The 21,225-nt window shown below is 61.9% G+C and carries 18 protein-coding genes and 1 pseudogene; 9 read left to right on the forward strand and 10 right to left on the reverse strand.

What is annotated here, in order from left to right:
* Positions 1–51 precede the first annotated feature (51 nt).
* From JQ629_RS27455 to JQ629_RS27485, 7 genes are all read left to right on the forward strand, one after another.
* Positions 52–1,983 carry a potassium transporter Kup gene (locus JQ629_RS27455; RefSeq protein WP_212415277.1) on the forward strand — a complete coding sequence of 644 codons (1,932 nt, stop codon included), beginning with the start codon at positions 52–54 and terminating at the stop codon, positions 1,981–1,983.
* Between the two features lie 64 nt (positions 1,984–2,047).
* Positions 2,048–2,503 carry a GNAT family N-acetyltransferase gene (locus tag JQ629_RS27460; protein ID WP_212415278.1) on the forward strand — a complete coding sequence of 152 codons (456 nt, stop codon included), beginning with the start codon at positions 2,048–2,050 and terminating at the stop codon, positions 2,501–2,503.
* 150 nt (positions 2,504–2,653) lie between these two features.
* On the forward strand, positions 2,654–3,001 hold the full coding sequence (locus JQ629_RS27465; RefSeq protein WP_212415279.1) for a rhodanese-like domain-containing protein: 348 nt from the start codon (positions 2,654–2,656) through the stop codon (positions 2,999–3,001).
* Between the two features lie 25 nt (positions 3,002–3,026).
* Positions 3,027–4,196 (forward strand): aminotransferase, encoded by a 1,170-nt coding sequence (locus tag JQ629_RS27470; protein ID WP_192740427.1) that lies wholly within the window; start codon positions 3,027–3,029, stop codon positions 4,194–4,196.
* 5 nt (positions 4,197–4,201) lie between these two features.
* On the forward strand, positions 4,202–5,308 hold the full coding sequence (locus JQ629_RS27475) for a polyamine ABC transporter substrate-binding protein (protein WP_212415280.1): 1,107 nt from the start codon (positions 4,202–4,204) through the stop codon (positions 5,306–5,308).
* Between the two features lie 143 nt (positions 5,309–5,451).
* Positions 5,452–6,372, forward strand: a complete 921-nt coding sequence (locus JQ629_RS27480; RefSeq protein WP_212415281.1) for a pyridoxal-phosphate dependent enzyme — start codon at positions 5,452–5,454, stop codon at positions 6,370–6,372.
* A gap of 219 nt (positions 6,373–6,591) precedes the next feature.
* Positions 6,592–7,266: a hypothetical protein gene (locus JQ629_RS27485; RefSeq protein ID WP_212415282.1), complete on the forward strand. Its 675-nt coding sequence runs from the start codon at positions 6,592–6,594 to the stop codon at positions 7,264–7,266.
* A 276-nt stretch (positions 7,267–7,542) separates the two neighbouring features.
* Here the strand turns inward: JQ629_RS27485 and JQ629_RS27490 are convergent, their stop codons facing one another.
* The 8 genes from JQ629_RS27490 to JQ629_RS27525 all read right to left on the reverse strand — a co-directional run bounded on the left by JQ629_RS27490 (position 7,543) and on the right by JQ629_RS27525 (position 14,344).
* Positions 7,543–8,478: a lipid A biosynthesis lauroyl acyltransferase gene (locus tag JQ629_RS27490; RefSeq protein WP_212415283.1), complete on the reverse strand. Its 936-nt coding sequence runs from the start codon at positions 8,476–8,478 to the stop codon at positions 7,543–7,545.
* Between the two features lie 117 nt (positions 8,479–8,595).
* Positions 8,596–9,873, reverse strand: a complete 1,278-nt coding sequence (locus JQ629_RS27495; protein ID WP_212415284.1) for a beta-ketoacyl-ACP synthase — start codon at positions 9,871–9,873, stop codon at positions 8,596–8,598.
* Positions 9,874–9,976: 103 nt separating this feature from the next.
* Complete coding sequence (locus tag JQ629_RS27500) at positions 9,977–11,179, reverse strand: beta-ketoacyl-ACP synthase (protein ID WP_212415285.1); 1,203 nt, start codon at positions 11,177–11,179, stop codon at positions 9,977–9,979.
* Entirely contained in the window at positions 11,172–11,645 is a 474-nt protein-coding gene (locus JQ629_RS27505) for a 3-hydroxyacyl-ACP dehydratase FabZ family protein (RefSeq protein ID WP_212415286.1), read from the reverse strand. The genes JQ629_RS27500 and JQ629_RS27505 overlap by 8 nt, the downstream gene beginning before the upstream one ends.
* 9 nt (positions 11,646–11,654) lie before the next feature.
* Complete coding sequence (locus JQ629_RS27510) at positions 11,655–11,948, reverse strand: acyl carrier protein (RefSeq protein ID WP_192740419.1); 294 nt, start codon at positions 11,946–11,948, stop codon at positions 11,655–11,657.
* A gap of 180 nt (positions 11,949–12,128) precedes the next feature.
* Entirely contained in the window at positions 12,129–12,491 is a 363-nt protein-coding gene (locus JQ629_RS27515; RefSeq protein WP_212415301.1) for a hypothetical protein, read from the reverse strand.
* Positions 12,492–12,621: 130 nt separating this feature from the next.
* Entirely contained in the window at positions 12,622–13,200 is a 579-nt protein-coding gene (locus JQ629_RS27520) for a peroxidase-related enzyme (RefSeq protein ID WP_212031709.1), read from the reverse strand.
* Between the two features lie 214 nt (positions 13,201–13,414).
* Positions 13,415–14,344 carry a LysR family transcriptional regulator gene (locus JQ629_RS27525; protein ID WP_212415287.1) on the reverse strand — a complete coding sequence of 310 codons (930 nt, stop codon included), beginning with the start codon at positions 14,342–14,344 and terminating at the stop codon, positions 13,415–13,417.
* Positions 14,345–14,449: 105 nt separating this feature from the next.
* Here JQ629_RS27525 and JQ629_RS27530 point away from each other — a divergent pair, with 105 nt between their 5' ends.
* Positions 14,450–15,787 (forward strand): carboxymuconolactone decarboxylase family protein, encoded by a 1,338-nt coding sequence (locus JQ629_RS27530; protein WP_212415288.1) that lies wholly within the window; start codon positions 14,450–14,452, stop codon positions 15,785–15,787.
* 333 nt (positions 15,788–16,120) lie between these two features.
* On the opposite strand, the gene JQ629_RS27535 is transcribed toward JQ629_RS27530, so the two are convergent.
* Positions 16,121–17,866: an ATP-binding protein gene (locus JQ629_RS27535; protein WP_212415289.1), complete on the reverse strand. Its 1,746-nt coding sequence runs from the start codon at positions 17,864–17,866 to the stop codon at positions 16,121–16,123.
* A 455-nt stretch (positions 17,867–18,321) separates the two neighbouring features.
* On the opposite strand from JQ629_RS27535, the pseudogene JQ629_RS27540 reads away from it, so the two are divergent.
* Positions 18,322–20,202: pseudogene (locus JQ629_RS27540) on the forward strand (putative bifunctional diguanylate cyclase/phosphodiesterase); the annotation flags it as partial.
* On the opposite strand, the gene JQ629_RS27545 reads toward JQ629_RS27540, so the two are convergent.
* Positions 20,199–21,218, reverse strand: coding sequence for an AraC family transcriptional regulator (locus JQ629_RS27545; RefSeq protein WP_212415290.1), 1,020 nt, complete (start codon positions 21,216–21,218; stop codon positions 20,199–20,201). The pseudogene JQ629_RS27540 and the gene JQ629_RS27545 overlap by 4 nt on opposite strands.
* Positions 21,219–21,225 lie beyond the last annotated feature (7 nt).

A 21,225-nucleotide genomic window follows, 5' to 3' on the forward strand; every position in this document is an offset into this window, starting at 1 on the left:
TAGGCCTGCACTTCCTGATTGTGCAGTGCGGCAAAAACCGAGGCCTGTCTGATGTCATCCCAGATTGCGATTACCGCGGCGGAAACGCCCGCGGCCAACGGGCATGGGGAAGCGCACTGCACCGCCGGCTTCAAGGCCCTGATGCTGGGCTGCATCGGCGTGGTCTATGGCGACATCGGCACCAGCCCGCTCTACGCGCTGCGCGAGGCCATTGTGGCGGCGAGCGGCAGCACAAGCAGCGCCGATCCTCAGGCGGTCCTCGGCGTTCTCTCGCTGATCCTGTGGGCGCTGGTCGTCGTGGTGACGCTGAAATACGTCGTCATCCTGCTGCGTGCGGACAACAACGGCGAAGGCGGAACGCTGGCGCTGATGGCGCTGGCGCAGCGCGGCGTCAGCAACAGCAAGGGCGCCGCCGCGATCGTGCTGCTCGGGATCATCAGTGGCGCGTTGTTTTACGGCGATGCCGTCATCACGCCGGCGCTGTCGGTGCTGTCGGCGATCGAAGGCATCAAGCTCGTCACTTCGACATTCGACCACTACGTCGTGCCGCTCACGGTGATCATTCTGATCGTGCTGTTCGCGGTTCAGTCGCGCGGCACCGCGCGGGTCGCCACGTTCTTCGGGCCGGTGATGTGCGTCTGGTTCGCGGTCATCGCCGTTGCCGCTCTGCCGCAGATCATGCGTCATCCCGAAGTGCTGCTGGCGCTCAACCCGCTCCATGCGGTTTCCTTCATGACCCATCATGGCGTGATCGGCTTCGTGACGCTTGGCGCGGTGTTTCTCGCCGTCACCGGCGCGGAAGCGCTCTACGCCGATCTCGGCCATTTCGGCAAACGGCCGATCCAGACCGCCTGGCTCTCCATCGTGCTGCCGTCGCTGGCGCTGAATTACCTCGGGCAGGGCGCGCTCCTGATCGGCGATCCCAAGACCATCGAAAACCCGTTCTTCCTGATGTTCCCGGATTGGGCGCTGATCCCGATGGTGGCGCTTGCTACGCTCGCGACCGTGATCGCGAGCCAGGCCGTCATCACCGGCGCCTATTCGCTGACGCGCACCGCGATCCAGCTCGGCCTGATGCCGCGGTTTGAGATCCGCCATACCTCGGAGTCGCATTCCGGCCAGATCTACATTCCGCGCATCAATCTGCTGCTGTTCATTTCGGTGATTCTGCTGGTGCTGCTATTCCGCTCCTCCAGCGCGCTGGCCTCGGCATATGGAATTTCCGTGACCGGGACCATGGTGGTCACGGCGATGATGGGCTTTGTCGTGGTCTGGCGGGTCTGGAAATGGTCGGCGGTGGCGGCCGCCGCGCTGATCGCGCCGTTCCTGTTCCTCGATCTCACTTTCCTTGCGGCCAATCTGCTGAAGGTGTTCGAAGGGGGTTGGGTGCCGCTGGCGCTGGGCGGCATCGTGATGCTGCTGATGTATACGTGGCGGCGCGGCAGCCGGCTGTTGTTCGAGAAATCGCGCAAGCTGGAATTCCCGCTGGTCGAACTGGCGGCGATGCTGGAAAAGCGGCCGCCGCAGCGGGTCCCCGGTACGGCGGTGTTCCTGACCAGCGACCCCGAGAGTGCGCCGACCGCGCTGATGCACAGCCTGAAGCATTACAAGGTGCTGCACGAAAAGAACGTCATTCTCACCATCGAAACCGCGCCGACGCCGCGGATCGATGATTCCGAACGGATCCGGATGGAGCAACTGAGCGAGACCTTCTCCAAGATGACGCTGCGGTTCGGCTTCATGGAGCAGCCCAATGTGCCCAGAACGCTGGCGCTCGCCCGCAAGCTCGGCTGGCAGTTCGACATCATGGCGACGTCGTTTTTCCTGTCGCGCCGTGCGCTCAAGCCGGCCGCGCATTCGGGCATGCCGCGCTGGCAGGATCATTTGTTCATCGCGCTGAGCCGCAGCTCCAACGACGCCACCGACTATTTCCAGATCCCGACCGGGCGCGTGGTCGAGGTGGGAACGCAGGTGACGATCTAGGCGCTGTGACCTGCTATAACGTCCGCGCGCGGGACTCGTGTCCCGCCGCTGGATCACACGTCACATGGCTGCTGCTGCCATTCACCGCCTGGCTACGTTCGACGACGCGGCGCTTCTGTTCGAGATTCGGCGACGATCGATCCTTGAGTTGGCGCCGCCGAAAATGCCGGTCGCAAACGCCGAGGCGTGGGCGGGCCGGCTCACCGTCGCGGGCATGGAGCGGAAGCTTCGCGACCTGGAAATATGGATTGCCGAACTGGATGGCGTCGTGGCCGGGTGGGGCGCCATCCACGGCGACGTCCTTGAGGGGCTGTATACGGCCCCCGAATATGCCGGGCAGGGCGTCGGCGCCGGGTTACTTGACCGGCTCGAAGCGCTGATGCGTGGACGCGGCTTTGAGGTGGTTCGCGCCGAAGCAAGCACAAATGCCAAGGGATTCTACCTGCGACGGGGGTACAGGGTGACCGGTCCGCAAACGCCGGTCGGGGCCTGGCCGATAGCAAGGCAACTTCCGACCTGAAAACACCGCCGCGAGAGAATAAATGGCGCCATGCGCGGGGGCCGCGTGACCGCGTTTCGATGGCCCTTTAAACCGTTCGCAGCGCTTGATTTTCGCCGCGCCAGAGGCGACTTTGGCGCCCGGCTGGCGGGCGGGACCCCTCAAAGCAGGATGTCGGGAGGATATTACGTGGCGGACCATCAGGTGCACGATTTGATGCCGGAAGATGTCGCAAAGGGGATGGCGGAGGGACGCTATCTGCTCGTCGACGTGCGCGAGCCGAATGAGGTCGCCGTGGAAGCCTATCCTGGCGCCGTGGTGGTTCCGCTGCAGTCGTTCGATCCGGCGGCCATTCCGGACCCCAAGGGCAAGCAGGTGGTTTTCGCCTGCCGTTCCGGCAAGCGCTCGGTGACGGCGTCGCTGGCGGCGCAGGCCGCGGGGCTTCCCTATGACAAGCATTTGGCGGGCGGCATCATTGGCTGGAAGGCTGCGGGATTGCAGACCAAGGCCGGCGGTTGAGTTTTCCAGGGACTGCTTTGAAAAAATGACCTCCATGAACAAGGTCTTCGCCGACCTTCCCGTCACCGTCTTCGAGGCGATGTCGCAAGCCGCGCGCGACAATAACGCCATCAATCTCGGCCAGGGTTTTCCTGATGATCCCGGGCCTGAGGATATCAGGCGCGCGGCCGCGGACGCGTCGATCAACGGCTATAACCAATACCCGTCGATGATGGGCATTCCGGAGCTGCGGCAGGCGATCGCGTCGCACTATGGACGCTGGCACGGCCTCTCGCTTGATCCGATGAGCGAAGTGATGGTGACGTCGGGCGGCACCGAGGCGTTGACCTCTTCCATTCTTGCCGTCGTCGAACCCGGCGATGAAGTCGTCTGCTTCCAGCCCGTCTATGACAGCTACCTGCCCATCATCCGGCAGGCCGGCGGCATCCCGCGGCTGTTGCGCCTCGAGCCGCCGGACTGGCGGCTCAGCGAGGAGATGCTGCGCAGCGTCTTCAATCACAAGACCAAGGCGGTGCTGTTCAACAACCCGCTCAATCCGGCCGCCGTAGTCTATCCGCGCGAGGACCTCGAATTGCTGGCGCGGTTCTGCCAGGAGTTCGACACCATCGCGATCTGCGACGAGGTCTGGGAGCACGTTACCTTCGACGGCCGCGAGCATATCCCGCTGATCACGATCCCCGGCATGCGCGACCGCACCATCAAGGTGGGCAGCGCGGGCAAGATCTTTTCGCTGACGGGGTGGAAGATCGGCTTCGTCTGCGCCGCGCCGCCGCTGCTGCGCGTGGCAGCGAAGGTGCACCAGTTTCTCACCTTCACGACCGCGCCCAATTTGCAGGCCGCCGTCGCCTACGGTCTCGACAAGCCGGCCGAGTATTTTTACGACATGCGCAAGGAGCTGGCGCGGAGCAGGGATCGCCTGACGAAGGGGCTCGAGAGCATCGGCTTTCCCGTCCTTAAATCACAAGGCACTTATTTCCTGACCGTCGACCTGTCGCCGCTCGGACTCAACGAGACCGACGTGCAATTTTGCCATCGCATCGTGAACGACTACAAGGTCGCCGCGATTCCGGTGTCGGCCTTCTACGAACAGGATGCCGTGACGTCGGTGGTGCGTTTCTGTTTCTCCAAGAAGGACGCCACCCTGGACACGGCGCTGGAGCGTTTGTCGGACGCGGTGCATCGCCGGAAGAGGTAGACGAGATGCACGACCGGACCCGCAATGTTGTTGGTTTCATTGGCGCGGTTGCCGCGATCCTGTTGTTGTCGCCGGCCCGAGCCGAAGAGCGCACGGTCAATTTCTACAATTGGTCGAACTACATGGCGCCTGGCGTGCTGGAGGATTTCACCAAGGAAACCGGCATCAAGGTAACTTACGACACCTTCGACGCCAACGAGACGCTGGAGACGCGGCTGCTCGCTGGAAAATCCGGTTACGACGTCGTCGTTCCCACCGGCTATTTCCTGCAGCGTCAGATCACGGCAAAGGTTTTCCTCAAGCTCGACAAGTCGAAACTGCCCAACCTCGCCAACGCCTGGCCGGTGGTGACGAAGCAACTCGCGACCTACGATCCCGGCAATAATTACGGCGCCAATTTCATGTGGGGCACCACCGGGATCGGCTACAACGTCAAAACGGCGCAGAAGATTTTGGGCGCTGACGCCAAAATCGACAGCTGGGATATCGTCTTCAAGCCGGAGAACCTCGCCAAGTTTAAAGACTGCGGCATCCACATGCTGGATTCCGCCGACGACATTCTGCCGGCTGCCTTGAGCTATCTCGGCATCGACCCGAACTCGACCAAGCAGGCCGATCTGGAGAAGGCCGCGGATCTCGTCACAAAGATCAGGCCCTATGTCCGCAAGTTTCATTCGTCGGAGTATCTGGGTGCGCTGGCGTCGGGTGAAATCTGCTTCGTGGTGGGATGGTCGGGCGACATCATGCAGGCGCGCAGTCGCGCGGCGGAGGCCAAAAACGATGTCGAGATCGGCTACACGATTCCGAAGGAGGGCGCGCAGATGTTCTTCGACAATCTCGCGATCCCGGCCGACGCCAAGAACGTCGCGGAAGCTTATGAGCTGATCAATTACCTCTACCGGCCGGAGATCGCCGCCAAGAACTCGGATTTCCTGTCCTACGCCAACGGCAATCTGGCGAGCCAGAAGCTGGTTGATCCGAAAATCCTCAATGACAAGAACATCTATCCGGACGAGGCGATCCAGAAAAAGCTGTTCGTGATCAACGCCCGCGATCCCGCGACCCAGCGCGTCATCAACCGGCTTTGGACCCGGGTGAAGACGGGGAAGTAGGATCTGCAGGCACGATCGCGCGGCGAAATATTCCAGGTCAGCTTTCACGAGAAAAATCGGACCGTCACAACAGCTGATTAGACAGATATGTGAATCTGCCTGATAAGCGGTGATGTTCATTCGCATTTGCCGCTAAGTCGAAAATGCCTGGTCCGTTGATCGTTCCTTCCCCCGGCGATCTCCAATTCATTGCTCGCCAAGTCTTAGAGACTCCGGTGCGATCCTCGCCCGTGCTGGACGCACAAGTCGGGCGGATGATCCACGTCAAGGACGAGACCGTTCAACGCAGCGGATCGTTCAAGTTTCGTGGTGCCGTACTTGGGGTAGGAAACGCCGAGCGAGGTGTTGTTGCTGCCGGAGCAGGAAATTTTCCGATCGCGGTTGGTTTGGCGGCTCAGGTGCTCGACAAACCAGCCTGTCTGATTATGCCCAGCGACGCACCGGATTTCAAACGAGAACAGGCGCGGAGAACCGGAGCTGAAATAAAGATCGCCGAGCGGTCGGAGTTGACTGCACGTGCACAGGCGGAAGCGCGAGGACGCGGTTGGCGTAACCTGCATGCCTTCGAAGACATCGAGATGATTGCGGGAAGCTATACGCTTGGTTCTGAGGTGGCAGCAGCCATTGAGGCGAGCAGTACGGCTTCCGATGCGGTGGTCGTTGCCTGTGGCGGGGGCGGGCTTGCCGCGGGCGTCGCTCTTGCCCTGCGGTCGCGGTCTATTTCCGCTGCGATCTATGTTGTCGAGCCGGCCACCCACCGACGATATACCCGGGCGCGCGAAGCGGGGATGCCGGTCCGGATCGAACCTTCGGGCGTTACGATATGCGATGCGCTGCGCTCGCGTCAGATCGGGACGCGCGCATTCGAAATCCTGGAGCAGTCGAACGTCCGGGTGTGCGCGGTCAATGACGAACTTGTGCAGGGCGCAACCGCGCTGCTTCACGGGACATGCGGCATCCGGGCAGAGCCGAGCGGCGGGTTGGCGATGGGCGCCGTCCTCGCAGGCGCCATCGGCAGCGAGCATTCGCGCGTGTGGGTCATTGCTTGCGGAGGAAACATGTAAACCTTTGGCGATGGAGAGAGGATGCCAGCGCCGCTAGGCCCAACTTAGAAAGCTCGACGTGGCGGCGCCACCGGTTCATCCAAGGTGGAAAGGCTTGCCGCTGCCGGCAAGATTTTCCGGAGTACGATCCAGTCTGGCAGTGGGAACACCAGTCTTTTCAATCATCTCCGCGTGGCATAGCGATTGCCTTCACCCTGAATGCTGCGGAAGGGTGTATCCATGATTACGAGTATGGCTGGTGCCGGGAGCTATTTGCGTCCCGCGCAAACCTCATCGACGACGGTGTTGACACGGGCCGACGCGTTAGCCGTGCCCGAGGCGGACTCAAGCGCAACAGGAACGGCGAAGCCGGGCATTCCGGTTTCGGACCTGAAGAAGCTCGACACATCCGGACTGAAGGCCGTCTCGATCGAGGACAATCCCGAGCTGCGCGACCGGATGGCGATGATGTGGTTGGCGACGCAAGCCGCTAGCTCTGCCGTCGCTACCGAAGTGCCCGACAATGCGCCGCAAAATATCTATGCGACCGTCAAGGTCAACGGCAAGGTGGTTGCCACCCTCTATAACGGCGGGTCGTCGGTGATGACGAACGCCGCCGCGGCAACGGTCGGAGACTTGCGAGACCCGCCCGGCCTGAACGGTGGCCCTGATCTGGCGCAATCTCGCGCGGAGCGCATCGCGAAGGCCGTAGGCGGAGCGATCGAGAAGGCTTCCACAGCGATCTCGCAATCCGCATGGCGGCCACGTCAGAGCGCATCGACAAGCTATACCCGTCAGCAATTGGATGCCGCCTTCCTGGCGATGCAGGCGGAAGGGCAGAAGGCCATCGCGCAGCGGCACACGGGTTATTCAGTTCCGCAGGGGTCCGGCGTCTATGCGGACATCAACGCCTGAGGCCCGTCTGGCCGGCAGCGGCGGTGCAGCCGTAGCCCCGATGAGCAAAGCGATATCGGGCAATGCCGTAAGATCCCGGATGTTGGTGCGCTACTGTTGCCGGAACCCGAGGCAGATTCTATAGCTGCCGCCGGGAGCATCTCATGACCAACATCCTCACGTTCTTTTCAACGCGCACGCTGCTGCAGATCATCCTTGTCCTGGGGGCGACCGTCGCGATGAAGGCGTGGAACCTCGGCTTGGTGTTCGGCGGCTAAGCAGGCTACCGCAGATCACTCACCGCCACCTTCGGTGCAGCCACAGCCACTGGTCCGGATATTCGCGCACCCAGCCCTCGATGACAGAGGTCACGGCCTGCATCGTGCCGGCGATGTCGATCTGCCCCGATGCGTCGCGCACCGGCTTGACCTCTTCGGAGAGTTCGGCGCGGAAGCGATGGTTGGGCAGGCGGATGATGCGCACGCCATGGATCGGGCATTCGACCTGGCGCACCAGGCGGGCCAGCGTCGGATTGGCCTTGGTCTTGCGGCCGAAGAAGGTGACATCGACGCCATTGCCGAGATACTGATCGACCAGCATCGCGACGTGCTGGTTGTTCTGCAGCGCTTCGGCGAGCTTGAGCGGCGCCTCACGGCCGGCCGGAATCAACGTGCCCATTTTGACGGCGCGGATCCGCTCGATCGCGCGATCGGCGGATTCGCTGTTGGGCCGCCGGAACAGGATCGCGCAATCGAGCCCGTGCGCAACGGCACCGAGCGCCGGTATTTCCCAATTGCCGAGATGGCTCGCGAAGATGATGGCCGGCTTGCCGTCGTCCCGCAGCGTATCGAAGATCTGCTTGGTCCGCGGGCCGAACTCGACGCGGCTCGGCTTGTCCGGATGATCGACGTCGTAATCCCAGATGTGATCGAGATGGGCAAATTCGGCGCCGATGCGGCCAAGATTGTCCCAGACGCCGGCCAGGATCTTCTCGATCTCTTCCGGCGATTTTTCCGGGAAGGCGGCCGTGAGGTTCTCGCGGCCGATCCGGTCCTCACGCAGCCTGCGGCCGATGAAGCGCGTGACGCGGCCGAAGAAATTGGCGGTCTTGTCCGGATCGAAATAGCGCGTGGTGCGCAGCAGGGCGATCGTCAGCGCGCCCACGGCGGCTTCCGTGGCTGGCTTGGCGGCGTCGCGCAGGCGCGCCTTGGTGCGAAGGAGCAGGCGGTTCATGACGAAAAGCTATAGCGTTTTCAAGTGAAGTGGGGACCGGTTCGCGTAAAGAAAACGCGTCAAGCCAAATGACTGAAGACTGGTTCTGATGCAATCAGAACCAGTCTCGCGCAGCTGCTAGGCCGGTTCACGCGTCAGGATCAGCGAGGCATTCTGCCCGCCGAAGCCGAACGAGTTGGACATCACGGCGGTGACGCGGGCGTCGCGCGCTTCGTTGGCGACCACGTCGAACAAAATGGCCGGATCCGGAACCTCGTAGTTGATGGTCGGCGGAATCCGCTGATGCTCGAGCGTCAGCAGCGAGAACACGGCCTCGACCGCGCCGGCGGCTGAAATCGTGTGCCCGACCATCGACTTGTTCGACGACACCGGGATCTTCGGCAAATGATCGCCGAACACGACGGCGGTGGTGTTGTACTCCATCTTGTCGTTTTCCGGCGTCGCGGTGCCATGCGCGTTGATATGGTCGATCTGCTCCGGCTCGAGGCCGGCATCCGCCAGCGTCTTGCGCATGCAGCCGATGATCGGCTTGCCGTCCGGGCTGGAGCGGGTGCGGTGGAAGGAGTCGGTCAGTTCGCCGCAGCCGGCGACGACGCCCAATATCCTTGCGCCGCGCGCCGTTGCGGACTCATAGCTTTCCAGCACCATCGCACCGGCGCCTTCCGCCATGACGAAACCGTCGCGGTTCTTTGAGAATGGTTTTGAAGCTGCTTGCGGCGGATCGTTCTGGGTCGATAGCGCCGACAGCAGCGAGAACCGCACCAGGGCTTCCGGATTGACCGAGCCGTCGGTCGCCACGCACAAGGCCGCATCGGCGTCGCCGCGGCGGATCGCTTCAACGCCGAGCTGGATCGCGGTCGCGCCGGATGCGCAGGCGGTGGAGAGCGAGATCGGCGAGCCCTTGGTGCCGTAGGTCTCGGCCAGATGGCTTGCCACCGAGCCGAACATGAAACGGTGATGGAACGCCGAGAACCGGCCGCCGCCGCTGACGCGCAGCACGTCTTCATAGCCGAAATCGGTCTTTCCGATCGCGCGCCCGAGTTCCAGCCGCTGCGGCCACTCGACCTCGACGGGCGCCACCGCGAGGAACAGCGGCCCGGGGAAGTCGGCCTTGCCGCCGATGGCGGCCTGTTCGAGCGCTTCCTCGGTCGCCAGTTTAGCCAGCTGCTCGGTCAGTCCCGTCGAGGAGACGGGATCGACACTGACGAAGTCGACCGTGCCCGCCATCGTCGACTTCAGGCCGTCGATCGGAAAGCGCGTCACGGTGCGAATGCCGGATTCGCCGGCGGTCAGCCTCGTCCAGTTGTCCTTCTTGCCGGCGCCAAGCGACGTCACGACGCCCATGCCGGTGACGACGACGATCGGCCTGCCGAATTTATCGCGTGGTGCTGACATGTTTCCCCCGTCGATGCTGCGCCGCAACTGCAAGCGCTCGCGCGCTCATTTCATGGTCTCGGCGTGATCCCGCCCGAACAGCGATGTGGCTCCGGATCACGCGCTACTTGATGGCCTCGACCAGCGCCATGCCTTCGCCCTGCCAGTGACCGGCCCCGAGCACCACAATCTGGTCCGGCACACCAGGCTTTTCAACCTCGAGCCCGGTCGGATCGTTGGGCGGAAACAGCGCGCCGCGCGACAGCGACAGTGCCGCCAGCGCCAGTCCCAGCGGAAACTGCGTTTCCAGCGTGTGGCCGAACATCGTCCCGGTCGCGCGCACGGCAAAGCCGGGATGCTGGCGCAGGAATTCCTTTTCTTCCGACGTCACCGGTCCGACGCCGGTCGCGCCGGTAATCAGGTTGCCGGCATCGCCGGTGACGCCGAGCTTCGGCCACAGCGCTTCCAGCGATTTCGTCACCGCGCCGGGTTGCTTGCGCTGGGCGAGGTCGGCGACCACCTTGGTCAGCCGGGCGTAGGGCTTGGCGCCACGGGCTTCGGCGTGCTCGCGGGATTCCATCACCAGGAAGCAGCCGGCGGAGCCGAGCGCGAAACCGCCTTTGTCGTCGCGCTGCCACACCGGGGCGTATTTCTCGGTCAGATTGAAATCGCCGAATTCATAGAGGATGAGCAGATCGGGGCGCTCGCCATTATGCGCGGCGCCGACCAGCGCGATCTCGCTCTGCCCGGATTCGATCCGCGCCAGTGCGATCCGCGCCGCATCGATGGAGGCTGCTTCCTCGCCCATGAAAGTGCGCGAGGTTCCGGACACGCCATGGACGATGGCGATGTTGCCGGCGAGCAGGTTGGAGAGCTGGGCCAGAAACAGTGTCGGCCGCAAATCATTCATCAGCCGTTCGTTGAGGAAGGCCGGACTCGAATTGCCCTTGGCGTCGGCGTTCATGATCGCGAGGTCGACGGCAATGTCGCGCTCGCCGCCGCCGGCTGCCACGATCATGTCCATCCGTCCCAGGATTTCCTGGTTGCCTTTGACGCCGGCGGAATCCAGCGCCAGCCCCGCGGCATAGGTGCCGATGCGCTGCCAGGCTTCCATCTGGCGCTGGTCGCCCTTTTTCGGGATCTGGGCGTCGAAGCTGACCGGGGCGAGGGGATGGACGATGTAAGGCGCGAAGCGCTTGTCGTCGACATTGATGCGCTTCTGGTTCAGCGCATCCCAATGCGCGTCCAGTCCCTCACCGAGCGAGGACACGATGCCGATGCCGGTGATCCAGACTTCCTTGGCACCCGATGCCGTGGGTTCAGTCATGCTTCAGCACCTGCATGGGGAACCCGATCTTTTCGGCCATCGCGTCCATGTGGACGCGAAACGCAGGGTCGGGGAATGGGGTAAGGCCGAAGGTTATTTCAGCGCTGCACTTCAGATCCTTGCCGATGCGGCCCTTGGCCTTGGTGACCGCAAAGCCGGAACCTTCGTGCTCGACCTTGGCTTCGATCGTCAGCAACTGACCGGGGCTGACGAAACCCCGCATCTTGGCTTCCTTGACGATGGCCAGGAACGGCATGCGCTCGAACTTCAGCACGCCGAGCAAAAGCCAGCCCGAACTCTGCGCCATCGCTTCGGTCAGCAGGACGCCGGGCATGATTGGAAAGCCGGGGAAGTGCCCCTCGAAAATGGTGTGCTTTTCCGGAACCTGGGCTTCGACCACAATCGTCCGTTCGCCGAGGTTGAGGTCGACGATCCGATCGATCAGCTGGAAATAATCAAGATTCATGGTGGGCGGTTACGCGCCCGTGCCCGCGTTCTTGGCTGCGACCAGTTCGTCGATCCGATCGGCGAGGTTCTTCAGCACGAAGTACTGTTCGGTCGTGGCCTTGCCGTCGTTGACCTCCTGGGTCCACTTTTCGAGCGGCATCTTGATCCCGAACGCCTTGTCGATGGCAAAGGCGATGTCGAGAAAGTCCAGGCTGTCGATGCCCAGATCGTCGATAGCGTGACTCTCCGGCTTGATCGTGTCGCGCGGAATGTCGCAAGTCTCGGCGATAATGTTGGCGATCTGATCGAATGTAGAAGACATCATTAAGCCTTTGATATACTGGAGATAAATCCGGGACGGCTAGGAGGAGGCGGGCGCGGCGTTTTTCCCCCGGCCGGAGTCGAGAGCCCGTATATCGGAGCGCAGCCCTGAGTTCAATGGAGGTTGGCAACCCCACCGTGGACCGATTTATAGGCAAAAACGGCCGTTTAGGCCTGCCTTCTAGCTGTGCGGCATCGCGGAAATCCGGGCGCAGTCCCGGCGTCCCATCAGCACGCAATCCTGGGTCTTGCGCAGATCGGCAATGCTGATCGCGAGCCATATACCGATCACCGTCAGCGCCATCGTGAAGGCCAGGGCCGCAATGTTGGCCAGCATGCGATGACGGAAGTCGTCCGGCTCGTCACGGGACCGTTCGTAGCGGGACAGATCGTTTGCCGCCGGTTGGCCATTGGTCGGGGCGGGCGGCTGGGCATTGGCCGCGGCGGGCTCGTCCCGCCGGCTGGGGGGATGGGCCGAGGTGCGCGGCCGGAATTTGACCACGACGTGCTCGTCATCCCTTTGTATGGGCAGCTGGGGCTTCACTGCAGTCGGTCCGCAAAGGTTATGGTGCTGTTTAGCATGCCGGCCGTGCTTCCAACATAAAATGTTGGTGCGCATGCCCGCAGGCCTATCCCCGCAGAGTGTCATGGAACCTGCGCATGACGACCGCGGGCTATTTCGGCAGCCGCCCCATCATGTAGAACTCGTCGTTCGGCCGCATCGCGGTAACGTTGGCCAGCCGGTTCGACAGCGCAAAGAACGCGGAGATCGCCGTGATGTCCCAGATGTCGTCGTCGGAGAATCCGTGGCCGGCGATCTCGGTAAAATCCTGTTCGGAAACCGTGTTCGCCTCCTGGCTCACCTTCATGGCGAAGTCGAGCATGGCGCGCTGGCGCGGTGTGATGTCGGCCTTGCGGTAGTTGACGGCGATCTGGTCGGCGATGACAGGGTTCTTCGCCCGGATGCGCAGGATCGCGCCGTGGGCAATCACGCAGTAATGGCACTGGTTGGCGCTGGACGTCGCCACCACGATCATTTCGCGCTCGGCCTTGGTCAGGCCGCTGTCCTTTTCCATCAGCGCATCGTGATAGGCAAAGAACGCGCGGAATTCGTCGGGACGGTAGGCCAGAGTCAGAAAGACATTGGGGACGAAGCCCGATTTCTCCTGCACGGCAAGGATACGGGTGCGGATATCTTCCGGCAGCTTGTCGAGGGAGGGGGTAGGAAATCGCTTTGCAACAGGCTGCGTCATGGAATGGTTCCGGCTTCTGGCCGCGTGATGCGGCGCTGATGGCTGAACCATATAGAGCGTTTTCGAGCGAAGTGGATACCGCTTCGAGAAAACGCGTCAAAACACAGCGTCTCCTGCTGAGCTATATGCCCGGACTTGATCCCGGCAGGTGGGTTCGCTGTCTCCGTAATTCCTAATTCCCTCCAGGATAACCTGTCACAGAAATTACCGTGTCTCACTTATGGGTGCAGTCCACCAACTGTCCGATTTCTCTTACAACCTGCCGCAGCCATTTGTGTCCAGGATCAGCATCGTTTCGCGCATGCCAAGCTTGAACCACTCGAAACGACGGGATATCGATCGGCGGCGGCGAGAGCTGAAGGGGTAATCTCCCGGCGAGTGGACCGAACAAACGCCGAGGCTCCGTTGCCACGAGGTCGGATGTGCCGACTAGATGCGGTGCCATCAGGAAGTGACCGACGGTGACCGTTACGTTTCGCTTCAAGTTCTTGCCGCGCAGAACCGCATCCACATAGCCGTGCGGCTCACCCTTCATCGACACCTGAAGATGACGGAGCGAAAGATAGCGTTCGAGGTCCAGCGAACGGTCGAGCGCAGGATTTCCGACCCGGCCAGCGCAAACGAAATCCTCTTCGTAGAGCAGTTCCTCGCGCATATGCGAGGGCGGCACTGGGAAGTTTCCGGCAATCAGTTCGACTATCCCGTCATCAAGCATCGGGAGGCCGACGCCTCGGCTGGTGTTGCGCACGATGAGCGACACGCCGGGGGCCTCCCGCTCCAAGCGCTCCGTCAGGCGCGGCAGAAGCACGAAAGCCGCGTAGTCCGATAGGCCAAGCACGAATTGCCGTGTGCTTTCTTTCGGATCGAATACCCGGCCGCCAAGCAGGACACCTTCAACTTGCTCAAGGATGGATCGGATCGCCGGAGCAGCCTCCAGAGCCGCGGGCGTCGGCGTCATGCCACGCGGCGAGCGGACAAATAGTGGATCACTGAACAGAGCGCGCAGGCGATTGAGGGCGTGGCTTACCGCCGGCTGTGTGAGGCCTATCCGTTCGGCCGCTCGCGTGGCGTGTTCCTCGGCCATGAGCGCATCGAACACGACGAGGAGGTTGAGATCGATCCTGTGTAAATGAAGAACCTTCATAACGACCATAATATATATGAATTGGATTCATTGCGAGCTATGCGTGATTGTCTTCCCAAGATCATCATCCCGTTAGTTCAGGTCGCTTAAAATCAGAGATTGCCGATGTCACATCGCACTACCGCAGCAGTGGAGATGCAACGCACAGGCAGATCTCGCCGTAGTCTATTTGAGGCAGGTCTTTTCGCCACGGCAGGTTTGCTCGCTGCGATCAGTCAGAAAGCCTATGCCATGACCGAAACATCCAAAGAGGATCGTTTTTCGCGCGGGATCGGAATCTTGCGCCGGATTGGCGGAGAGAACTTCGACGGACCGATCAACAGTCTCGCGGAGATATCCGCTGACCTGTCACGCTTCACTGTCGAGTATCCCTATGGAGACGTCCTGTCGCGTCCGGGCCTCGAACTGCCGCTAAGACAATTGTGCACTATCTCAATGCTCCTTGCCGACGGAAGCGCCCAGCCTCAGTTGAAGTTTCATGTGGCCGGCTTCCTCAACGCCGGCGGCGAACCCAGGGCACTCGTCGAGCTGATGTTTGTGTCGGTCGCGCTGCTCGGCTTCCCGCCCACCATCAACGCGATCGGCATCGTTCGCGCCGTGTTCGCCGAGCGAAAGATCACGTTCGAACCAATCGAACCTGCTGCGGACGATGGGCGGACTCGCGGACAGGCCGGATTGGCGGCAATCCAACGGCTTTGTGGCGGCGATGTGCAGGCCTATTTCGACGGCATTGCCGCCGGCTCACCCGACTTGGCCCGACTTTCCATCGAATTCGCTTTTGGCGAGATGCTGGCGCGCGACGGCCTCGACCAGAAGGCCAAGCTGCTCGCCATTATCGCCATCCTTGCGGCCAGCGGCAATCGCGCGGCCACGCTCCGACTTCATATAGCGGGTGCGCTTGCCCACGGCGTGACGCGGGAGGAAATCATCGAAGTACTGATCCAGCTTAGCGTTTATCGGGGTTTCCCGTCAGCGCTCAACGCTTTCTCCGTCGCCAAAACTGTCTTCGCTGCCGGATCGCAAGGGATGGGGGCGGATATAGCCCTACCGATTGAGACCCAAAGCCGCACCGACCGGTTGCAACGCGGCCGGGCGACCCTTGCGAAAACCTCCGGTTCGTCGGCCGATGCCGTGGTCCGCAGTTTCGATGATGTCGCCCCGGATCTCGGCCGAATGATCGTCGAGCATTCTTATGGCGAGATATTTTCACGGAGTGGCATCGACATGAAGTCCCGAGAACTCAGCGCCTGCGCGGCGCTGGCGGCCATTGGGTCTGCCACGACCGAGATTCCGCTTCGCGTGCATATCAACGCCGCCTTGAACGTCGGCGCGACGCGGGAAGAGGTATTGGAAACGCTCATAAACCTAACCGCCTATTGCGGCTATCCAACGACGCAGCAGGCAGTTCGCATCGCAACCGAGGAGTTCGCCAAGCGCGGCTAACCAGCAAGTGGGCAGCAGTCCAAGAGCATCTTCCACCACCGAGCTGTAGACTGGAAATTAGAAAGAAATGAAATGATGGATCGCCGCACGATGATTTTTGCAGATTGCGTGATGATGCAGTAGTGCCGGTGATTTGCCCGACGTGTCAAAATGTTTTTGTGGGCCAGCATCCCTGCCAGCGAACCCCTTTTGTTTCCATAGGGTTCCTTTCTTTGCATGGGGTTGTTTTCGATATTTTGGTTTGGAGGGTGCCGGGTCGGCCTTCGCCTGTCCGATCAGCCCCAATGGGTTGAACGCTTGGGAAACCCATCGCCTCGCGGCACCGCAGCGCCGTTAGCGCAGCGGCTTCTTCAGCAGCGAGAACCGATCGGGATCTAGCCCCAGCGACGGCTGCAGCATCGGCGCCTCGACCGGGCGCGGTTCCAGCGTTCGTGCGGCCGGCCGTTCGCTGATCATGGGATCGTTGGGGACGTCGCGATGCGAGGTCGCGCCACGCCAGCGGTCCAGCACGGCGCTTACGAAATGCATGTCGTGGCCGGCGGCGACCGACGGCGCGGTCGCAATCGTGGCCTCGCTGCGCGGCAATTGGTGGATCGGCACTTCCTTGAAGCGCAGCCGGGTCGGCAGTGCCACGCCTTCGCCGAAGGCCAGCACTTCGCGGGTGCCGAGCGAGGGCACGAACGACAACAAATTGGCGGCGGCGTCCGAGACGGCCGAGCGCAGCAGCGCCTGGTCGCGGTCGTTGGCAAGGCGCATCGCAAACAGCGTGTTGCACTGGGAGATGATGGTGGCGTCGAGTTCGGCCGGACGCTGCGTGACCAGGCCGAGATAGACGCCGTATTTGCGGCCTTCCTTGGCGATACGCGAGACCGCCTTGCGGGTCGGGCCGAAGCCGATATTGCGGTCGGCGGCGGCGTAACGATGCGCCTCTTCGCAGACGAACAGCAGCGGCGAGACGCCGTCGCTCCAGAGGCCGAAATCGAATGCCATGCGGCACAGCACCGACACCACGGAATCGACGACTTCGGCGGGGAAGCCGGCGAGCTGCATGATGGTCATCGGCCGGCCATTGGCGGGCAGGCGGAACAGGTGGCTGATGACTTCCGCCATGGTGTCGCCGCCGACATTGGCGTTGTCGAACATGAACGTGTAGCGCGGATCGTTGCGCACGGTCTCGATGCGCGAAATCAGCTTGTGATAGATGATGCGCGACGAACGGTTTTCCAGCTTGCCCATCCGTTCGTCGATCAGCGAAATCAGATCGACCAGGCGATACGGCACCGGCGTATCGACGGTGTAGCCGATCGCCTTGGGATCGATCCGCTTCAGGCCGACGCGGTCGGCGTTCTGGTATTGGGTGTAGATGCCCTTCGCCATCGGAATGACTTCGGCGAGAATATCGAGCTCTTCGGGCACGCCGGGGCGGCCGGCGAACAGCACGTCGACGATCTCCTCGAAATTGAACAGCCAGAACGGCAGTTTCAGGTTCCGCGGGTTGAGCACCAACGCCCGGTCGCCGAAGCAGCGGCCGTATTCGTTGTGGACGTCGAGCAGGAAGATGCGCAGGTTCGGCCGCGACTTGAGGATTTCGTTGAGCAGCAGCGACACGCCGGTCGATTTACCGACGCCGGTGGAGCCGAGCACCGCGAAATGCTTGGAGAGCATTTCCTCGACGTCGACATAGGCGATGACCGAGCGGTCCTGTTGCAGCGTGCCGACATTGATCTGGTCTGATCCGGTCGGCGCGTAGACCGTGCGGAGTTCCTGATTGGTGATCAGCTCGACGGCATCGCCGATGGTCGGATAGTTGGTGACGCCGCGCTGGAATTTCGGGCGATCGCCGCCGAGGATTTCGCCGAGCAGGTCGACGCCCGCGCTGGCAATGTAATTATCGGAGCTCGGCAGATCCTCGCAGGTTACGTCGGTGATCATGGCGACGATGGTGGAAGTTGCGCAGCGGATGCTGATGAAGCGGCCGACAGTGGCGCGTACTTCCGAGGTAGCCATCTGGCTTACCGCAAGAAGTCCGACCCGGGCGAGGGAGCCGCGCACCGAAATCACACGTCCGAAGGATGTCACGATGTTGAACCTGGCATGTCATGAAATTGGTCTGGCCGCATTATGGGCGGCCGGGACTAGCGAAACGGTTAAACCGGCGTCGTTCCAGATTGGCTAAATCTGTCGCATCCCGCTCGGGCTTCGTTTTGCAACAGGCGCCTGCCACGGCCACGACACGCCAGTTGTGCAGGAAAATCAGCGCTTTTCTGCATTTGTGCGCGCACGTGCGATCGGCTCTGGATTAATCATTCGTTTACCACGTCGGGGGAGAGGCCCGGATTTGACTGGGGCCGGCAACGTCCGGTACCGGACTCGAGATCAAGTATCAGTCCGCGTATCGCGGTAACCGATTGCTAACCGCATGTTGTAACCCGCCTTCCATTTGTCGTGCGTAACGATGTCACGCTGGGACGGACCAGGTGACTTTCGATAGCGGCATGCCGGGCGATTCTGCGAATCCTGTAGAGAAGACCGGGACGGTGAGGCGCCTGGCGCTTTGTGCTGTCCTGATCGCGGTGGCGATCTTGGCTGGGATGGCGACATCGGCGTGGGAGCTTCGCGAACGCGTACTGCTTGCCCTCGTCGTGATCCTCGCACTCGTCGTCGCTCTGCTGCTGAGGCGTCATCGATTGTCCGACCAGCGGCTCGCGGCCGAACGGCGCCAGCTCACAATTGCCGTAAACAATATCCCGCAAGGTCTTGTTCTCTATGATGCATCGGCGCGCATCGTCATTTGTAACCAGCCCTATATCGATATGTTTGGCCTGTCGCCGGATGTAGCGAAGCCCGGCTGCACGATGCATCGCTTGATCGAACACCGCAAAGAAACCGGCTCCTTTGACGGCGATGTCGACGCGTTCTGCAATGCCATCATCCGCACCGTGTCGCTCGGCAAAGCCACGCGGCAACTCACGGAAGCGCCCGGCGGCAGGGCGATCGAGATCGTCAACCGGCCGCTGAATGCGGGTGGCTGGGTGGCCACGATCGAGGACATCACCGAACGCACCCGCGCTGACGAGAAAATCGCCCACCTGGCGCATTATGACGGGCTGACCGACCTGCCCAACCGGCTCCTGTTTCGCGAGCGACTGGAGCAGGCGCTGAAGGCGGTCCGACCGGGCGAACAGCTGGCGGTATTCTATATCGACATCGACGAATTCAAGAGCGTCAACGATGCCCTTGGCCATGCGATCGGCGATGAGTTGCTCAAAGGCGTAGGCGAAAGGCTGCGCTTGTGTCTGAAGGATACAGATGTGGCGGCCCGGCTGGGCGGTGACGAGTTTGCCGTGATTCAAACCGGTATCAAGAAACAAACGGAAACCACTCAACTTGTTGAAGGAATTTACGCGGCGATCAGGGCGCCGTTCGAGTGCGCGGGACACCTGATCACGACAGATGCCAGCATCGGCATCGCGCTCGCCTCCGGCGATGGGCTCGATCTCGACCAGTTGCTCCGGAACGCGGACCTCGCGTTGTACGGCGCCAAAGGCGACGGACGGCGGACCTACCGCTTCTTCGAGGCCGGCATGGACGCCCGCGCCAAGGCGCGACGAGTCCTGGAACTCGAATTGCGTCAGGCGATATCAGATGGCGGCCTCGAGGCCTACTATCAGCCGGTGCTCAATCTGGAGGACGGCAAGGTCTCCTCCTGCGAAGCGCTGCTGCGATGGCGCCACCCCGAACGCGGCATGATTTCGCCCGCGGAGTTCATTCCGGTCGCGGAAGAGACCGGCCTGATCAACGAACTCGGGCACTGGGTGCTCAACACGGCGTGCGCCGAGGCTGCCAGCTGGCCGGCGGAGGTCCGCGTCGCGGTCAACGTTTCACCGGTTCAGTTCCGGAGCCAGACGCTGGCGCTCAACGTGGCGGCGGCCCTTGCTGCCTCGGGCCTCGCCGCATCCAGGCTCGAGCTCGAGATCACCGAGGCGGTGCTGATCCGCGACGACGACGGCGCGCTTCAGATGCTGCATCAGTTGCGCAAGCTGGGGGTACGCATCGCGCTGGACGATTTCGGCACCGGGTATTCCTCGCTGAGCTATCTGCAGCGGTTTCCATTCGACAAGATCAAGATCGACCGCTCTTTCATCAGGGATCTGGCCGGCGCAGGCGCGTCGTCGTCGATCGTCCAGGCGGTGGTGAACATTGCGGCCGCGAGCGACATGACGACGACAGCGGAAGGCGTCGAGACCGAGCAGCAGCGAAACCTGCTGTACATTCTCGGCTGCACCGAGATACAGGGATTTCTGTTCAGCCCCGCGATACCAGCCGCGGACATACGGCGGCTGTTGCTCTCGCACCGCGGCAAGCTGGTATCTGGGAATTTGACGCCGGCGGGTTTCGCGGAAGCGGCCGGTTAATTGGTGTTAGTCCTCATCGGAACCGCTTCGGAAAAATCTTGATCGATCTCCTTGCGCGCGCGGAACCCGCGGCCGCCAAGCGTTTCCGAAGGATACTCCCCGAACAGCGAGTGATAGTAGTGAGAGAAGCGTCCAAGCTCGATGAAGCCGTGCCGGATCGCCACCTGCGCGACGGTGACCGTCGCAGGATTGCTTTCCCTCAGAACGGAATGAATGGCGCAAAGCCGCTTGTGACGCAGGAACGATATCGGTCCCAAACCGAAAACGTCGTAGAATGCGCGATGCAGAGTCCGTCGTGACACGTTGAGATGGGCGCAGATTTCGGAAACGTGCACGGGGCGAAGGCCGGCGGCTTCGAGATAGTCGTCGACTTTCCCGACCAGCTGCGTCGCCGAGGGCAGAAGCCCTCTGGTGTCAGGCGGTAATGATTGCGCGATGGTTCCGGTGACGGCATCGATGATCGAGCGCTTCCAGAAATCGGCGACGGCATCGGACAAGGCGCTCTGTTGCCGTGCCAACCGGGAAATGATCAGTGGCAATCGGTGCGTCGCCGCAATCCCGATCGAAGGGTCCGCCTGATAGACATTTTTGTTGAGCCATGCGGCGGGGTCGCTCAATCTTGGTTCACCCTTGAACAGCGACATGACCTCGGCAAGATCGAGACGGATCGCGGCATAGGATGAGGCGCCATGAAAAATTCCGTCATGCTCGGTGCTGGGCGGCATGATCAGGACATCCGCCGGACGCATATCGAAGGACCAGTGGGTGACCCGGTCTTCCGAATTCAGCAGCATCCCGACAACGAGCTTGTCATCGGTCGAGACGCGCTGGGTGCGAACGCCGACGGAAAACGAGCCGATGCTGAGCGAAAAATCTCCGATCCCGACATGGCTCAATGAGCCTCGAAACTTTCCGCGGCCGAGTTGCGTCACCTCGACATGCGATCCTCTGATCGCGTTGTGAAGGCCTTCGAAACTGTCCAGACTGGAGGTGTTGACCGCAAGCTGTCCGCTCATGGTTCGG

This window comes from Bradyrhizobium sp. AUGA SZCCT0222 (assembly GCF_018130205.1).
Lineage (GTDB): Bacteria > Pseudomonadota > Alphaproteobacteria > Rhizobiales > Xanthobacteraceae > Bradyrhizobium.

Bases quoted from the DNA above. Each gene is read 5' to 3' on its own strand.
- JQ629_RS27530 (WP_212415288.1), top strand. From the start codon at position 14,450: ATGTCACATCGCACTACCGCAGCAGTGGAGATGCAACGCACAGGCAGA.
- JQ629_RS27460 (WP_212415278.1), top strand. From the start codon at position 2,048: ATGGCTGCTGCTGCCATTCACCGCCTGGCTACGTTCGACGACGCGGCG.
- JQ629_RS27520 (WP_212031709.1), bottom strand. From the start codon at position 13,200: ATGACGCAGCCTGTTGCAAAGCGATTTCCTACCCCCTCCCTCGACAAG.
- JQ629_RS27470 (WP_192740427.1), top strand. From the start codon at position 3,027: ATGACCTCCATGAACAAGGTCTTCGCCGACCTTCCCGTCACCGTCTTC.
- JQ629_RS27485 (WP_212415282.1), top strand. From the start codon at position 6,592: ATGATTACGAGTATGGCTGGTGCCGGGAGCTATTTGCGTCCCGCGCAA.
- JQ629_RS27455 (WP_212415277.1), top strand. From the start codon at position 52: ATGTCATCCCAGATTGCGATTACCGCGGCGGAAACGCCCGCGGCCAAC.
- JQ629_RS27475 (WP_212415280.1), top strand. From the start codon at position 4,202: ATGCACGACCGGACCCGCAATGTTGTTGGTTTCATTGGCGCGGTTGCC.
- JQ629_RS27490 (WP_212415283.1), bottom strand. From the start codon at position 8,478: ATGAACCGCCTGCTCCTTCGCACCAAGGCGCGCCTGCGCGACGCCGCC.
- JQ629_RS27505 (WP_212415286.1), bottom strand. From the start codon at position 11,645: ATGAATCTTGATTATTTCCAGCTGATCGATCGGATCGTCGACCTCAAC.
- JQ629_RS27545 (WP_212415290.1), bottom strand. From the start codon at position 21,218: ATGAGCGGACAGCTTGCGGTCAACACCTCCAGTCTGGACAGTTTCGAA.
- JQ629_RS27500 (WP_212415285.1), bottom strand. From the start codon at position 11,179: ATGACTGAACCCACGGCATCGGGTGCCAAGGAAGTCTGGATCACCGGC.
- JQ629_RS27510 (WP_192740419.1), bottom strand. From the start codon at position 11,948: ATGTCTTCTACATTCGATCAGATCGCCAACATTATCGCCGAGACTTGC.
- JQ629_RS27495 (WP_212415284.1), bottom strand. From the start codon at position 9,873: ATGTCAGCACCACGCGATAAATTCGGCAGGCCGATCGTCGTCGTCACC.
- JQ629_RS27465 (WP_212415279.1), top strand. From the start codon at position 2,654: ATGTCGGGAGGATATTACGTGGCGGACCATCAGGTGCACGATTTGATG.
- JQ629_RS27525 (WP_212415287.1), bottom strand. From the start codon at position 14,344: ATGAAGGTTCTTCATTTACACAGGATCGATCTCAACCTCCTCGTCGTG.
- JQ629_RS27480 (WP_212415281.1), top strand. From the start codon at position 5,452: ATGCCTGGTCCGTTGATCGTTCCTTCCCCCGGCGATCTCCAATTCATT.